Annotated in this window: 14 protein-coding genes and 1 pseudogene; 7 read left to right on the top strand and 8 right to left on the bottom strand. The window is 44.9% G+C overall.

Annotated features, from left to right (window positions below; translation table 11 throughout):
* Nucleotides 1-267: 267 nt before the first annotated feature.
* The 4 genes from ACFQ3J_RS25335 to ACFQ3J_RS25320 all read left to right on the top strand — a co-directional run bounded on the left by ACFQ3J_RS25335 (nucleotide 268) and on the right by ACFQ3J_RS25320 (nucleotide 1,807).
* A complete protein-coding gene (locus tag ACFQ3J_RS25335) occupies nucleotides 268-825 on the top strand; it encodes a hypothetical protein (protein ID WP_251584694.1) in 558 nt (185 codons plus the stop codon).
* Between the two features lie 139 nt (nucleotides 826-964).
* On the top strand, nucleotides 965-1,081 hold the full coding sequence (locus ACFQ3J_RS25330) for a putative holin-like toxin (RefSeq protein WP_251584696.1): 117 nt from the start codon (nucleotides 965-967) through the stop codon (nucleotides 1,079-1,081).
* 389 nt (nucleotides 1,082-1,470) lie between these two features.
* The gene (locus tag ACFQ3J_RS25325; RefSeq protein WP_379294287.1) at nucleotides 1,471-1,611 is read left to right on the top strand and encodes a helix-turn-helix domain-containing protein; all 141 of its coding nucleotides are present in this window, start codon (nucleotides 1,471-1,473) and stop codon (nucleotides 1,609-1,611) included.
* 13 nt (nucleotides 1,612-1,624) lie between these two features.
* The gene (locus ACFQ3J_RS25320; RefSeq protein ID WP_251584726.1) at nucleotides 1,625-1,807 is read left to right on the top strand and encodes a hypothetical protein; all 183 of its coding nucleotides are present in this window, start codon (nucleotides 1,625-1,627) and stop codon (nucleotides 1,805-1,807) included.
* Between the two features lie 108 nt (nucleotides 1,808-1,915).
* On the opposite strand, the pseudogene ACFQ3J_RS25315 reads toward ACFQ3J_RS25320, so the two are convergent.
* Nucleotides 1,916-2,662, bottom strand: a pseudogene (locus ACFQ3J_RS25315) (MFS transporter); the annotation flags it as partial.
* A complete protein-coding gene (locus ACFQ3J_RS25310; RefSeq protein ID WP_251584698.1) occupies nucleotides 2,629-2,865 on the bottom strand; it encodes a hypothetical protein in 237 nt (78 codons plus the stop codon). The gene ACFQ3J_RS25310 and the pseudogene ACFQ3J_RS25315, both read right to left, overlap by 34 nt.
* Before the next feature lie 277 nt (nucleotides 2,866-3,142).
* Here ACFQ3J_RS25310 and ACFQ3J_RS25305 point away from each other — a divergent pair, with 277 nt between their 5' ends.
* Nucleotides 3,143-3,979, top strand: coding sequence for an alpha/beta fold hydrolase (locus tag ACFQ3J_RS25305; protein ID WP_091161878.1), 837 nt, complete (start codon nucleotides 3,143-3,145; stop codon nucleotides 3,977-3,979).
* Nucleotides 3,980-4,187: 208 nt separating this feature from the next.
* Here the strand turns inward: ACFQ3J_RS25305 and ACFQ3J_RS25300 are convergent, their stop codons facing one another.
* The 6 genes from ACFQ3J_RS25300 to ACFQ3J_RS25275 form a co-directional block, all read right to left on the bottom strand.
* Nucleotides 4,188-4,364 carry a hypothetical protein gene (locus ACFQ3J_RS25300; RefSeq protein WP_170862601.1) on the bottom strand — a complete coding sequence of 59 codons (177 nt, stop codon included), beginning with the start codon at nucleotides 4,362-4,364 and terminating at the stop codon, nucleotides 4,188-4,190.
* 145 nt (nucleotides 4,365-4,509) lie between these two features.
* Entirely contained in the window at nucleotides 4,510-5,511 is a 1,002-nt protein-coding gene (gene pdxA, locus ACFQ3J_RS25295) for a 4-hydroxythreonine-4-phosphate dehydrogenase PdxA (protein WP_251584700.1), read from the bottom strand.
* Nucleotides 5,508-6,803: a four-carbon acid sugar kinase family protein gene (locus ACFQ3J_RS25290; protein ID WP_251584702.1), complete on the bottom strand. Its 1,296-nt coding sequence runs from the start codon at nucleotides 6,801-6,803 to the stop codon at nucleotides 5,508-5,510. Before ACFQ3J_RS25290 ends, pdxA begins: the two co-directional genes overlap by 4 nt.
* Before the next feature lie 56 nt (nucleotides 6,804-6,859).
* Nucleotides 6,860-7,846, bottom strand: a complete 987-nt coding sequence (locus ACFQ3J_RS25285) for a 2-keto-3-deoxygluconate permease (RefSeq protein ID WP_251584704.1) — start codon at nucleotides 7,844-7,846, stop codon at nucleotides 6,860-6,862.
* Nucleotides 7,847-8,003: 157 nt separating this feature from the next.
* Nucleotides 8,004-9,698 carry a sigma-54-dependent Fis family transcriptional regulator gene (locus ACFQ3J_RS25280; protein ID WP_251584707.1) on the bottom strand — a complete coding sequence of 565 codons (1,695 nt, stop codon included), beginning with the start codon at nucleotides 9,696-9,698 and terminating at the stop codon, nucleotides 8,004-8,006.
* Nucleotides 9,699-9,806: 108 nt separating this feature from the next.
* A complete protein-coding gene (locus tag ACFQ3J_RS25275; protein ID WP_091161871.1) occupies nucleotides 9,807-10,184 on the bottom strand; it encodes a helix-turn-helix domain-containing protein in 378 nt (125 codons plus the stop codon).
* A gap of 416 nt (nucleotides 10,185-10,600) precedes the next feature.
* Between ACFQ3J_RS25275 and ACFQ3J_RS25270 the strand changes: the two genes are divergently transcribed.
* Together ACFQ3J_RS25270 and ACFQ3J_RS25265 are read left to right on the top strand one after the other, a co-directional pair.
* Nucleotides 10,601-10,780 (top strand): aspartyl-phosphate phosphatase Spo0E family protein, encoded by a 180-nt coding sequence (locus tag ACFQ3J_RS25270; RefSeq protein WP_091161869.1) that lies wholly within the window; start codon nucleotides 10,601-10,603, stop codon nucleotides 10,778-10,780.
* A 323-nt stretch (nucleotides 10,781-11,103) separates the two neighbouring features.
* On the top strand, nucleotides 11,104-13,893 hold the full coding sequence (locus tag ACFQ3J_RS25265; RefSeq protein WP_251584708.1) for a glycoside hydrolase family 3 C-terminal domain-containing protein: 2,790 nt from the start codon (nucleotides 11,104-11,106) through the stop codon (nucleotides 13,891-13,893).
* Nucleotides 13,894-13,983: the final 90 nt, after the last annotated feature.

Genomic DNA, 13,983 nt, shown 5'->3' with positions numbered 1-13,983 from the left:
AAGCTAACGAGTTTGATATGGAGTTGAAACTTAAAATCAAAGAAATTTATGAGCGGCGTGACAAGACGGTAGGGTATCGCCGCATACAGGACGAGCCTTTTGTGTGTAGGTGCATTGGAAAAACCACTAGTTGGTTGTACTAAAATATAAGGTTTCCTTATTCATTGCTCAGGATAAGTAGAATGAGATGCTCGTCCGATGTTTATAATAGAACAAATTTAACCAGTTCAACATACATAGTTAATTGGATATAGTGGAGGTTATGAAGTGGAGTACATTAATAAATTCTTTTTCTCATTACTGGTGTCGGTTGTAGTATTAAATATATCAGGAAATGCTTTGGCTCAGACCAGTGATGTATTTACACAAGCAGTAGAGGAAGCAGGCGTTCCTTTTGATATAAATACATACGATGCGACTACAGCACCTGATGTATTAACTATACATGACAAGGATCGATTAAAGTTCCTCGGAATGAAGCTTGTCACTCCTCTATTCCCTCTAAAAGTGGACAAAGAAGAAGCAGTAAAGATTGCTTCTGCTAAAAGTCCGAAGTTTGCTAAAGAAGCGAGCTCAATTAGAGCTGAATATCAGCTTTTCAGCTACCCTTTTATGAATGCATTTACCGAGGAAGGGTTAAACAGTAACAGTCAATTAAAGAAGGATGGGTTTATGCTCAACACACCTGTATACATTGTTACTTTTTTTGGTATAAAAGGTACAGGGCATGCAATGAAAGGTAAAAAAGCTCCAACGTATAGTCAGTTCAATGTAGTCATTGACGCTAATTCTGGTAAATCACTATTATCATTTACTTATAGGTAATGAAAATCCCAACCAGATATCCTGTTGGTAGAGTGAGAAACAAAAAAAGTCCCTATAGATGATCTGAATGGTATAATATGGTTGTGCAACAGACGGATGTAAGGCGGTCGGCTAGTCTCCTGTAAAGGAGGTGATGCCTGTGGAGGTAAACCAAGCATTGGCTTTAATGATGCAATTCGGCTCGCTCATCATAGCGCTGATCGGATTGATCGTCACTATCGTCGTTGCCATAGTTAACCGAGACAAAAAGAAATAGACCGCCCTTTTGGATGAGGCCGCGGTCTATTTCTCGTAGCTAACCCAACTGCCGACCGCTCTTATAGCGGTATGTTGTACAGGGAGTCGTGTTACAGCACGGCTCCTATTTCTATTGTTATGATATCACAGCTGGATTATACAGGCAATTTATGACGATACGAAGGAATGATTATTTTGCATATATTGACCGAACTCTAAAATATCAGGGATCATACTTCCTTTTTCTTGCCTTTATTAAGGCATTTTTTTATATCTGCGATTTCAGATCCACCAGATTCTCCCCAATATACAGTTCCTCACCCACCCATCCTAAAATCCAGTAACCCTTACCTGAAATTTAAAGGATATCTTAATCGCCCGGTCCCTTCTTATAATATATACAAAGGTGTGTCTATATGGTTAATCGTCAGCTTGGAAGGGGGATACTTTGTGGAATTGTGCCAGCTTGAATATTTTATTCAGATTTGCAAATCGGGGAGCTTCACCAAGGCCAAAGAAGAATTGGGTGTGACCCAGCCTACAACTTAGCCAGCAAATTCGGGTGTTGGAAGATGAGTATAATATTCCATTGTTCGATCGGGTAAACAGGGGGGTAGAAGTAACGGAAGCGGGAAAAATCCTCTTGAATAAGGGCAACGCGATTATGGAGCTTCTGGAAGAGGCGCGAAATGAAATACATAACCGAAGACATAAAACGATAGAATCCATTTCGATTGGATGCTGACAAGCCGAGCTCGAATACCTTGCTCCTTACTTTATGAGACTCCACCAGACCCACCCTCACTTCTCCTGCAAGCTGACCGATTAGCGAGATAAGGGCAGGAAGGGCAATGGCAACACCCGTTGTAAATACAATACTCATCAGGATCAGAAAGGCCAAGTTTTGCCAGACTCCCAATAATCCGAGACCGATGGCAGCCATAATCAATCCGAACCACAACACACGTTTAACACCATACTTTGCAACTAGCTTACCGTCGAACGGAGAAACAAGCATTCCAATAATGCCCGCAGCCCGAACCCACAGGATCTCCTCATGGCTCAATTGAAACGACGAGCTCGTTAGGTAACTGCCGAGCGTCGTAAAATATCCAACCAGTGTAGTAAACAGAACAGTAGATATGATGTAGCAAAAAGGAAGTCCTTTTTTATGAAAAATGGTACCGATCCGGGCAAAGGAGGCAGAGATACTGCTTCGCTTCTGACCACTATTGTCGCTCGGAATTCCTAAGGTGATGAATAAGAAAGATATGAAATAGATTCCGAATAAAAAATAGAATACGTACGACCAGCTAAATGTGAATACGATGATACTGCTGTAAATTTGCCCAATAATACTGGCCATAAGAAAGGCTGTGCTAATAAATCCGATGATGGTTACCCTCTTCTTGGCTGGGAACATCTCCATGGCGTAGGCTAGAACAGATGGAGGAAACATAGAAGCCGCCAAGCCTTGAAGACATCTTAGAGCAACAAGCCAAGAAAAGGTTTGTGCAGTTCCGATCAATAGTGTTGTTAAGGTCAGCAGCAGAAGACCGGCGATCATCAACTTTTTACGCCCAAACCGATCAGATAGCACACCGAAGAGTAATCCTCCGCCTGCAATGCAAACGAGAATGCGCTGCCGACCCAAGCGGCTTGAGAGGAAAAGACAGTAAATGTTTCAGCGAATAACGGGATTAGAGGAATCGTAATATTGACAGCGGAGACAACGACCAATGAACACCAGAATAAGATGGGAGTTGCGAATGAGCCAGCGGTGGTTTTGAAACGAATATCCATTTATCCTCCTTATGCGTGCACTTAAACTCATCTTATAAGCTGCCGATCTTGCGGATCAATATGGATCTAACTATACATCGTATAGCTTTTCATTATAGATTGAACGATTGAAATGAGATTGCGCTGATTCCTTTCAGGGTAAAATATATATAGAAAAATGCTATAAATGGTATAGTAAATTGCTAAAATACAATACTTAAAAAAAGCGCTATGATGATGAAGAAGAAGGTCAGTGGTGGCTGAATCACAATACTAAATCGAGAGGAAAGTAATAAATATGCCTAAATTAAATGTGGGAACAGAAAACGGACAACCTATTGAATTGCATTTTGAAGATCTTGGCAAAGGTAAGCCGGTCATTCTCATCCATGGCTGGCCGCTCAGCGGACGTTCTTGGGAGAAGCAGGTTCCAGCGCTCATAGAAGCGGGTTACCGTGTAATCACCTATGATCGCCGCGGGTTCGGACAATCCTCTCAGCCGTATAACGGATACGACTATGATACGTTTGCAGCCGATCTTGATCAGCTGATTGGACATCTGGATCTTAACGATGTAACACTGGTCGGGTTCTCAATGGGCGGTGGTGAGGTTGCCCGGTACGTTGGTACGTATGGAACGAGCCGTGTCAGAAAAGCGGTGCTCGCAGGCGCGGTTCCTCCGTACTTCTATAAATCCGCCGAGCATCCGGAAGGTGGTCTGGACGAAGAGACGATTCAAGAATTTCAAGCTGGTCTGAAAGAAGACAGAATTGCTTTTCTCGATGGCTTCACACATAACTTCTTCAAAGCTGGAGATCGAACGGACCTGGTCAGCGAGCCCTTCCGTTTGTACAACCTTGCGATCGCTTCCGCCGCTTCTCCAAAAGGCACACTCGATTGTGTTGCTGCCTTCGGCCGAACCGACTTCCGTGGAGACTTGGACAAATTCGATATCCCGCTGCTCGTGATCCATGGTGATTCCGATGCGGTCGTTCCGCTTGAAGTCAGTGGTCAGCTCTCTCATGAAGCAGTTAAAGGAAGTGAGCTCGTTGTCATCGAAGGCGGACCACATGGATTGAATGCAACTCATCCTGAACAATTTAATAAAGCTTTAATTGAATTCCTGAATAACTAAATGATAAATAAATGAATAACAAAACACCGCGAGTTTCCTGCCGAGAGCGCTGTCTCCCGAGCTGCGCGGTGTTTTTTTATGATTTGGGTCTAAATCAAAAGAATCAGACAGTACGAGCGGATTTCTGTAGTGGAGTTGATTTGCTCCCTGATTTGCTGGGCCTTACACTTCCCCGAAAGAGATCAGAAGCTGTAAAGCTCACAGACTTTTAATGGTAGTTGTTGGATTCACTTTCGGTATATTTGCCGTTATGGTCGTGCTGCGACTGCTTCCGTCGATCATTGCGAGCCTGCTGTTTCTGCTGGGCATCGAGGCTGTTCACAGGTGTGGACTCCAGATCCTTCACTTCATTAATAAGGTTCTTGTCCGGTTGGTTAGTGCTCAATTGATAATTCCTCCTTATTTAACTGAAATAGCTTTGTGAAGTTTATTATGTGCCGGGTTATATGCGGCTATTCCGAGGAGCCAAACCATATCAAAAGGACCCAGCGATCGCTGGGTCCTTCATGTAAGCTGCAGTCACGCACGTATTAGATTCGATCCTTTGGAGCCAGCTCAATGGCGGAGCGGATAGCGGCCAGCATGCTCTTGTCTTCAGCAATGTTTTTGCCTGCAATATCAAACGCCGTGCCATGGTCGACAGAGGTGCGAATAATACCGCCCTTCAGCCCAACCGTAATGTTGACGCCTTCTTCAATACCCATGACCTTGATTGGCGCATGTCCTTGGTCGTGGTAGCAAGCAACGACAATGTCAAAATCGCCTCTGCCTGCTCTAAAGAACAGGGTGTCTGCAGGAAGAGGTCCCACTACATTAATGCCTTCCTTCTGGGCACGCTCGATGCCGGGTTGAAGTTTTTCCTCTTCCTCACCGTTGCCGAAGAGTCCATTCTCACCCGCATGCGGGTTAATTCCACAGACAGCGACTCTTGGGTTGTCGAAGCCGGCTTTCTTCAGTGTATCGTGAGCCAGCTTAACGACAGTATACGTTCTTTCCGGGTCAATGCTTTGGATCGCTTCGATAAGCCCCATATGGGTTGTCAAGTGAATTACCCGCAGGTTGGGGGTCGTCAGCATCATCGAGAAATCTTTTGTATCCGTGAGATCCGCTAAAATTTCAGTGTGTCCTGGATATAAATGTCCGCCCTGATGCAGAGCTTCCTTATTCAACGGTGCCGTACAGATGGAGTGGATCTTATGCTGCTTCGCAAGCTCAATGGCTCTTGCCAGGAACTGAAATGCTGCATCTCCAGCTACAGCGGACACTTCACCGAATTTTAGATCTGCCGGGACGAGATCCAGATCGATCACGTCCACGGTACCAAATTCATATTTTGCCTCAGATGGCTCTTGAATGGAACGCACCTTTAGATCTGAGCCGATGATCGGCAGAACCCGTTCTAATATTTTGGCATCCCCAATCACAAGAGGATTGCAATTATCGTACATTTCTTGATGGGCTAGTGCCTTCATAATGATCTCGGGTCCAATGCCTGCCGCATCACCCATTGTAATTCCAACTGTTGGTTTCATACTCTATGACCTCCTCTTAACTTTTGAATCGCATGGACAAATACGTCCGGCTTGCCGAATCCGCCTGCTTTGGTAATAACATGCAGATCATTCACGCCAATAAATTTGGAGATCGGCACGCCAATTTCCAGCTCGTCCAATAGCTCAAAGCCGCTGATATTCCACTTCATGCAGATTTGCTTAGCTGTATCTCCGCCTGTCATGGATACTCCCTTGAAATAACCCTTCTCAAGCAGTCTTGCACAAACCTCTCCAATCGCTCGCACAATCTCGTTACTTACCTCGGTATGGTTAAGTCCTCTGGACTCGCCTGTGGTACGTGCTTGTTCGATATCGGTCTGTTCCGCCGTGGAGTAAATCACAATATCCTTGCCCTCTAATGCTCTTGACTTCACTTCTTCATATACACGGTCCATTTCAGCATCGCGCTCCGATTGATCGGATACAGCCTTGTAAGATTTAAATTGTACCGGGTAAACATCCGTTTGTTCAAGCAGCTGTCTAAGCTGTGCGCGGGAGTTCTTGTTAACGCTGCCGACGACGGTAAGAATCGGACCTTGATTTTCAGCGATCGTAAGCTCTACCTGAGTGCTTGAAATGCCGTAATGTTCGGGCAGATAGTTAGCAATACCCGCTGAACCAGCCCATGCAAACGTATAGCTCAGCTGCTTCGTTATTTGCAATATCAGTTCCAAATGAAGCTCTTTGGTGGAGTCCACAAGCACATACGGAATGGAATTCTTTTTAAAGTTGTTCAGTTTATTTTCAACATGGTCTTTCCCTGCCTCCAGATCGCTTACAGATATTTCACCGACTTCATACTTCGTTTGAAGCTTAAGCAAGTCTGGAAGGTAAGAGAGCGTAACCGGTGTCTTGGGATCATTCGCAATCTCTGTTTCACCAAGCGGTACACCATTTAAATAGTGGACAGCGTTCAAGATGGTGCGATTATTTTTAGGATAACCAGGTGCAATCATCATAAAGTCAGGCTTTACGACATCATAAAGTGCATCAATTTCAGCACCGATATTTCCACGCATTGTCGAATCCATTTTTTTAAAAATCGTCTCGAATCCGGCCTTTGTTAAGAATTTCGCTGCCCCGCTTACCCGCTGATAGGCCTCTTCCTGGGTAATGGAGCGGCTGTCTGTATCAAAGACGACGGCATCGTAATGACGAATGTTGTCCTCGTCCATATCAAATAATACGCTAGTTTTAAGGCCATGACGTGCGAGTTGGACCCCACTGTCATTGGCGCCAGTCAAATCATCTGCAATGATGGCTAGTTTCATGCAGTTACCTCCTCCTTGAGAAAAATGAGTGCAAATTGAGGGGCTAATTATAACCTCTATGCAGCTGGATTGTTATATTTTTCGACTCCGCCGGATTTCTCCAATCGCTTGGATAAGAAGCCAATGAAGATCGGCAATAATATAGCCGTTGTTACGACACTTGCCGCGATTTGTACCGTAGCGATTTCAGCAATCGGGCCAAAGGAAGCATTCGCTGCGACGATCGCAGCCGGTGTACCTACTGCATTACCAGCTGTTGATCCTTCCGATGCACCTACAATTGGGTTCCAGCCAATGGCTTTGAAGAGCAGGAAACCGAGACCGCCTGTGAGCAGCACGGTCAGTACGCCGAGTAGGATACCACCAAGACCCCCTTGGATGATGGATGAGAAATTGATGCCCATACCCAGAGAGAAGGCGAAGAAAGGAACCAGCTTGTCACTGCCTTTGTGCAGCCATTCTGCCATATTGCGGTCCAGGTTACCAATGATAACACCGACGAGAAGTGGAAGCAGTACGGCTACGAAGGACATTGGCGAGAACATGCCATCGGCAAAGCCCATCGCGCCAAAGATCGAGAGCGCTACCATGGTAAGAAACGGTCCGTCACTAAGTGCAAGGAATGGGTAAGCTGCTTTGTCATCTTCTTTACCATATTGTCCGGCTAATGCAATGTAGAGTCCGCCGTTCGAGTTTGTCATAGCGGCAATAATGGCGAGAGGGGCTAGACCCAGGAATAGTCCAGTCGATGAATCGGCAAACAGAATGGCAATCAGACCGATAATTGCGCCGATCGCCCATTTGACCACCAGCAGTGTGACGCCTTTAGCAACCGATGACCCCGCTGATTTGAACGTGATTTGCGTGCCTGCAATTAATAGGAACAATGCAATGAGTGTGCTCGAGCTATTGACGAACAAGGCTTCGGTAAAGCCGCCTATCCGCAAAGCGTTGGGAGCAAATGTATTGATACATGCCCCGATGAGAAGAGGGACAACCATCATGCCGCCAGGGATACGATCTAACGTCGTTTTAATATTCATATTGTTTAGCTCCTTGTGTAATCGTTTTAATAAAGCGTTTGCAGGAACAATACTATATCATACTGATGATTTTAGCAACATTAAATTTTTATAAATGTGTCTAAAATGTAAATATGTTTAATTATGCAACAATTCAGACCATAAAAAAAGCGTAAACTTAATCATTCTTAAGTTTACGCCACAGCGTGGCTCGATTAATCCCTAATCGCTCCGCTGCCCTGGATTGATTATTATTTTCTTCTTTCAACACATATGAAATAACTTCATTTTCGATTTCTTTTAAGGTACCCGTCAGGTCTATGGAATGTGAAGCTTTCGAGGAAGAGTATCCGTCCAACAATCGGGAGAGGGTTTCTGCTGAAAGCACATACTCTGTTTCATTCATGGCGGCTTGTTTAATCAGCTGCTTTAACTGGCTTATAGACATATGGGCCGCTTTTTGCTGTATCAGCTGCAATGCATCTTCCTTAATTTTTACAGCAGTCGTTCCATATTTCTGATAATAATCGGATAGAAAATGCTGAATCAGTGATGGCAGATCATCCAGTCTGTCCAAGAGAGTCGGCATGATGATGGTATTCAGCTTAATGTGCTGAGGCCAATGTTCGTCCAGTGTCTGTTCGCTGATAATGAATACTCCAACCTGCTGATTCAGGCAGGACTCCATAAATGCGATCAGTTCTGGATCCTCTATGCGGAGTTCCACATGGTTCAATTCTACATTTCTTACTTTGGCCAGCGGAATGTCGCTTAATATACCCGGGGGAACCTGCTTCAGATCGATCTGGAGCAGCAGACCTCCATTGCCATACCTTTGATGGATGTACTTCACCAAGTAGGACTTTCCTGTATCCTCCTCACCCAACACATGAATGGGCTCATGATTCTTATAGAGCATCTTGATATTGGTTAACGTTGTCCGCATCGCGGAGGATTCAGCTACAATGGGTTCTACGGATGTCTCATAATGGGCTTTGATGCCAAGATGAGCAAAAGCGTAGGGCTGTCCCTTTTCCAAGGAATAGACCTTGTAACTGATATTGTTTAATGTCGTTTCATAAGCGCTGACGGTGAGCTGATAATCATCCACCACAAAGACATTTTGAACTTTCGATTGATGAAAGTCGATATTTGTGTTGGTCACATATATATGGTTCTCTGTCAAAGGGTTATGGTCGAAATCGTTCAGCTGCTCAAATACGACTTCATTTTGATCATTCAAAATGATGAGGTTCGGGTGCTCATTCATCACAAGTTCATTCAAAATAATCGATATGGTGTTGTTCTTGCTCAAGTAGCGATTAATAAGCTGAGCATCATCCAGAGCTCTCAATATGGATTCTTTGCCGGATTGAATAAGAAGCCCCTTCATGCCATATGCATTCGCTGTATTTACGGTAATAACGTCTCCAACAATTTGGCGGTAACCTGCCGCTTTTAGTTCAAGCAGCAGCCTTGCCACATCCTCGGAGCTGTGTATGGTATAGACCTTCAGAGGCAAATCCATCAGATCAATAATCGATTGTGCGCCAGATGTAATATTGGAAAAACCAACGATGGCCGTTTGGCCATTAAACTGACTGGCTAGTGTCAGCGAACGAATCATATCGTATCCTGAAAGATGGACGTCGATGACGGGAATCGTCACGGCTTCTTTAATTAATTGAGCCGTCCCGCCGCGGCTAATAATAACCTCTGCCCCGTTTTTCTCTGCATTCGCTGCGAGCTCGGCTCCTCTGCCAAGATCACCAACCGCATATTGAATGTCTAGGTGGGGAAACAGAGGAATGCACTCTTGTATAATAGGTATCATTGCTTCATAAGGAGCAATAATGTAGACGTGTGTATACATATGTATCCTGCCTTTATATATTACAGACTTTAGTAACCCTAACCTGCTCATCTTATTATAACCAACTCAAGGAGGAAGCGCACCAGAGAGCAATCATGTCAAATGGCATTAATCCTTCTCGTTCTGGGCCGATTTCTTCAGCTTTGCTATATTTTGAATCAAATCGCGGATTGTAGATTCTACAACGGGATCGCCACGTAGCTGTACGTTGTAATCTGCCTCAGTTTCTCTAATGATCTTAAGTATATATTCTTCTTGTGGCTCAGGATTATACTCGTATTTCTGCTCTCTGCCATTCAACCAATCGATAGAAACCTCATATAGATCAGCGATTCTCTGCAGCATGTCCAAGTCAGGCTCTCTTATTCCATACTCCCAGTTCGCATAAGTGCTGCTACGTTTTAGTCCTAACTTTTTGGATACGAAGACCTGAGACCATCCTCTGTGTTCTCTTTGTTGTTTCAGACGATCTCCCAAGACAGACATTATGAAATCCCTCCTAAAAAGTTAGTTTAGCATGGTTACACAGAATAAAGTTTTATTTACACAATAAGTGTTTATATACACGGAATGTGTAGACAAAAATGAGGAAATTTATACACTATACGTGTAAAAAATCTAAAAAATGTAGTTGCAAAATGTGGAAAAAGTAGTAAAATAGGACGAAAAGCTAGGTTTTAATTATTTTCACGATCATTTTCATTTGCTATAATAATTGGTATATATAGATGGAGTTTTCTTAATTTTGTCTATATATAGTCCTCGAGCTGAACTTATGGTTGAGTGGTTGTGAAATTGCGGTTCATTAGTAAGAGTATTCTTAAGTCAGGATTAGATTCCACAGTATTACACACTAATGCTGACTCATTTTGTGTAAGTACAAACATACTAAGGAGGAATCTATGTTGGGGAAGACTTCGATTTACTCGCTTATCGAGAAGAAGAGACATGAACTCAATATTCTGGCCGATTGGTATGGTTATAACTCTGAAATTGTACTTGCAAAATCCAGAGAAGTAGATGACGATATTAACAAATACTACAGTCTGGTCAAACAGAAGAGTGCTCATGATCATCAGTAATTTGTATTCAAGGAAGCGATCATTCGCTGCGATGTTAATTATAATGCTGTGAAAGACCCATCTTATCGGATGGGTCTTTCTGTGTTCATTCTGAGCCAGGCTTATGAGGAGGCACCTATGAAAAGGAAGGAGCAAATGTGATCTGTATCTTTCAAATCGCTTTAGGAATCTGTTACTATGGAATGGTGAGGTAAACGTATACAACATAAACTGTAAACGCCTACACCATTCGTTTTTTGCGTACTCTTTCACTAAAATAGCAATCAATACATTGATCTAGACAATCTCTAGTATTTAGAAGAGACATTTCAGGAGGGAATCATTTGAGCTCACAACTTATCGGTGTTCCATTAGAAGGATTTGCAGAATTCAGCAGAAAGGTCGCGGCAGAAGGTGCAGTACTGCTCAAGAACGAGGGTCAGGTGTTGCCTATACAACAATCCGAAAACGTTTCAGTTTTTGGACGTACTCAGGTAAATTACTATCGGAGCGGCACAGGATCAGGCGGCAGTGTCAATGTGGTGTACACAACCAATCTGCTGGATGGCCTGCGTGCAAAGTCTCAAATTAAGGTCAATGAAGAGCTTGCTGCTACATATGAGAAATGGATTGAGCAGAATCCATTTGATAACGGCGGAGGCGGATGGGCAGCAGAACCTTGGCATCAGAAAGAAATGCCATTGACAGATGAATTGGTATCTGCGGCTCGAGGCAATTCTGCAAAGGCAATTATAGTGATCGGGCGTACAGCCGGTGAAGATCAGGATAATGCGAACGAGCAGGGCAGCTATCAGCTGACCGATGATGAAAAAGCGATGCTCACCATGGTTACGAAGTATTTTGAACAAACGGTTGTCGTACTTAATGTCTCGAACATCATCGATATGAGCTGGCTTGACGATGTAAGTCATGTTCACCCCATTTCAGCTGTTATCTATTCGTGGCAGGGCGGAATGGAAGGCGGAAATGCGATCGCCGATGTGCTGGTGGGGGATGTACCGCCGAGTGGTAAGCTGACAGATACGATTGCATATTCCATCGATGATTATCCTTCGACCCGCAATTACGGCAACGAGTTTAAAAACCTGTACGAAGAAGACATCTACGTAGGCTACCGTTATTTTGAAACCTTTTGTCCGGATAAGGTGCAGTTTGCATTTGGATATGGATTGTCCTACACCACTTTCTCTATTGTTCAGTCAGAGGGAGCGACGAAGGGAACTGAAGGCGGAGCCGAGTTCATTGAATTGAAGGTCACTGTAACAAACATAGGCAGCACTTATGCGGGCAAAGAAACCGTTCAAGTCTACTACGAAGCACCTCAAGGGAAGCTGGGGCAGCCTGTCAGAGCCCTTGCGGCTTTTGCTAAGACAAAGCTTCTTGAACCCGGTGAATCGGAGGAATTGACACTTCGCTTATCCGTTGATTCCATGGCTTCCTACGATGACAGCGGCATAACGGGATACCCATCGGCTTACGTATTGGAGGAAGGGGTCTATCGGTTCTATGTCGGCAGCAGTGTTAAACAACTGGAAGCTGTAACTGTAGATGGTGAGGATGGTTATGTCATTGAACAGCTCGTTGTAGTTGAGCAGCTCCAGGAGGCAATGGCGCCAACCGAAGGCTTCAAGCGGATGAAGCCAGGTGCACGTGGGGCGGATGGCACATATGAGCTGACCGCAGCGGACGTTCCAACACGGAAGATCTCTCTCGGAGAGCGAATTGAGAAGAATCTTCCGCAGACCCTTGCGCAGACGGGAGACCAGGGGTACAAGCTGAGAGATGTGCAAGAACGCAAAGTCAGCATGGAGCAATTTATTGCTCAGCTGAGCGACCAGGATCTGGCGGCTATCGTTCGGGGCGAGGGTATGAGCAGTCCGCTCGTTACGCCAGGGACGGCTTCGGCTTTTGGAGGAGTCAGCGACAGTCTGCTTGGCTTTGGCATTCCGGTAGGATGTACCGCAGATGGACCTTCCGGCATCCGGATGGACAGCGGGCAGCAGGCAACACAGGTTGCGATCGGAACACTACTCGCAGCGACATGGAATATTGATCTGGTAGAAGAACTCTATGTTATGGAAGGTAGAGAGTTGGTCCGCAACGAAATCGACACCCTGCTTGGGCCGGGCCTTAATATTCGCCGCAGCCCACTGAATGGTCGGAACTTTGAGTATTTCTCAGAAGATCCACTGGTAACCGGTTTGTTTGCAGCAGCTTGTACACGTGGAATCCGCAAGGGCGGCTCATTTGCTACACTGAAGCACTTTGCCTGCAATAATCAGGAGAAGTATCGTACCAAAGTCGATGCTGTCGTATCGGAGCGTGCCCTGCGTGAGATTTATCTAAAGGGCTTTGAAATGGCAGTAAAACAAGGTGGAGCGAACTCCATCATGACGTCATATAATCCGATTAACGGCCATTGGGCTGCATCCAATTATGATCTGAATACGACAATTCTGCGCGGGGAATGGGGTTATAAAGGTATCGTAATGACCGACTGGTGGGCTGTGATGAACGATTCGGCGAGCGGCGGCCCGGCCGATCGCAAGAACACCAACTTCATGGTTCGTGCACAAAATGATCTGTATATGGTCGTCAGTAACTATGGAGCGGAAACGAATGCGTATGGCGATAATACGATAGAGTCTCTGGAGAACGGTACCCTGACGCGTGGGGAATTGCAGCGTAATGCCATCAATATTTGTGAGTGGCTGATGCAGGCTCCGGTGTTCTCAAGAGATACGTTTATTAAGGAGAACGTTGAACAATTCAAGGCAAGTGCATCCCTGCATCCAGAACAGGTGCAGACGGTAGCTGAGGAAGGTCAAGTGAAGATCGTTCCAGACGGTTCAACCGTGATTAAAGTCGAATCGCCGGGAGTGTACCGCATTTTTGCGAATCTGATGTCTCCAGATGGCGAGCTTGCACAGAGTGCATGCAACCTGTTGCTGAACGGCCAAGTGGTCACCACGGTCCAGACGAACGGAACGGAAGGCAAATGGGTGAAGCTGAAGCAGATCAAGGTGGAGCTCGAAGCAGGTCTGTATGAAATGACGTTTGAACATATCAAGCCAGGCATGCATATTGATCAAATCGAATTCAAGCTAGTGTAATAAGTTAATAAGTATTCAGTGGGAAGCCTCCGTAATTGCGGAGGCTTTTTGCTCTCGCGGGTTGTAGTCTTTTTAGTACAAGCCGCAGTT

The sequence above is a fragment of the Paenibacillus provencensis genome (genome assembly GCF_042678545.1).
GTDB lineage: Bacteria > Bacillota > Bacilli > Paenibacillales > Paenibacillaceae > Paenibacillus > Paenibacillus provencensis.
This window is presented reverse-complemented; position numbering and strand designations above follow the sequence as displayed.

Excerpts from the sequence above, each read along its gene's own strand:
- pdxA (WP_251584700.1), bottom strand. The coding sequence starts at position 5,511 with ATGAAACCAACAGTTGGAATTACAATGGGTGATGCGGCAGGCATTGGA.
- ACFQ3J_RS25285 (WP_251584704.1), bottom strand. The coding sequence starts at position 7,846 with ATGAATATTAAAACGACGTTAGATCGTATCCCTGGCGGCATGATGGTT.
- ACFQ3J_RS25275 (WP_091161871.1), bottom strand. The coding sequence starts at position 10,184 with ATGTCTGTCTTGGGAGATCGTCTGAAACAACAAAGAGAACACAGAGGA.
- ACFQ3J_RS25290 (WP_251584702.1), bottom strand. The coding sequence starts at position 6,803 with ATGAAACTAGCCATCATTGCAGATGATTTGACTGGCGCCAATGACAGT.
- ACFQ3J_RS25310 (WP_251584698.1), bottom strand. The coding sequence starts at position 2,865 with ATGGATATTCGTTTCAAAACCACCGCTGGCTCATTCGCAACTCCCATC.
- ACFQ3J_RS25305 (WP_091161878.1), top strand. The coding sequence starts at position 3,143 with ATGCCTAAATTAAATGTGGGAACAGAAAACGGACAACCTATTGAATTG.
- ACFQ3J_RS25280 (WP_251584707.1), bottom strand. The coding sequence starts at position 9,698 with ATGTATACACACGTCTACATTATTGCTCCTTATGAAGCAATGATACCT.
- ACFQ3J_RS25270 (WP_091161869.1), top strand. The coding sequence starts at position 10,601 with ATGTTGGGGAAGACTTCGATTTACTCGCTTATCGAGAAGAAGAGACAT.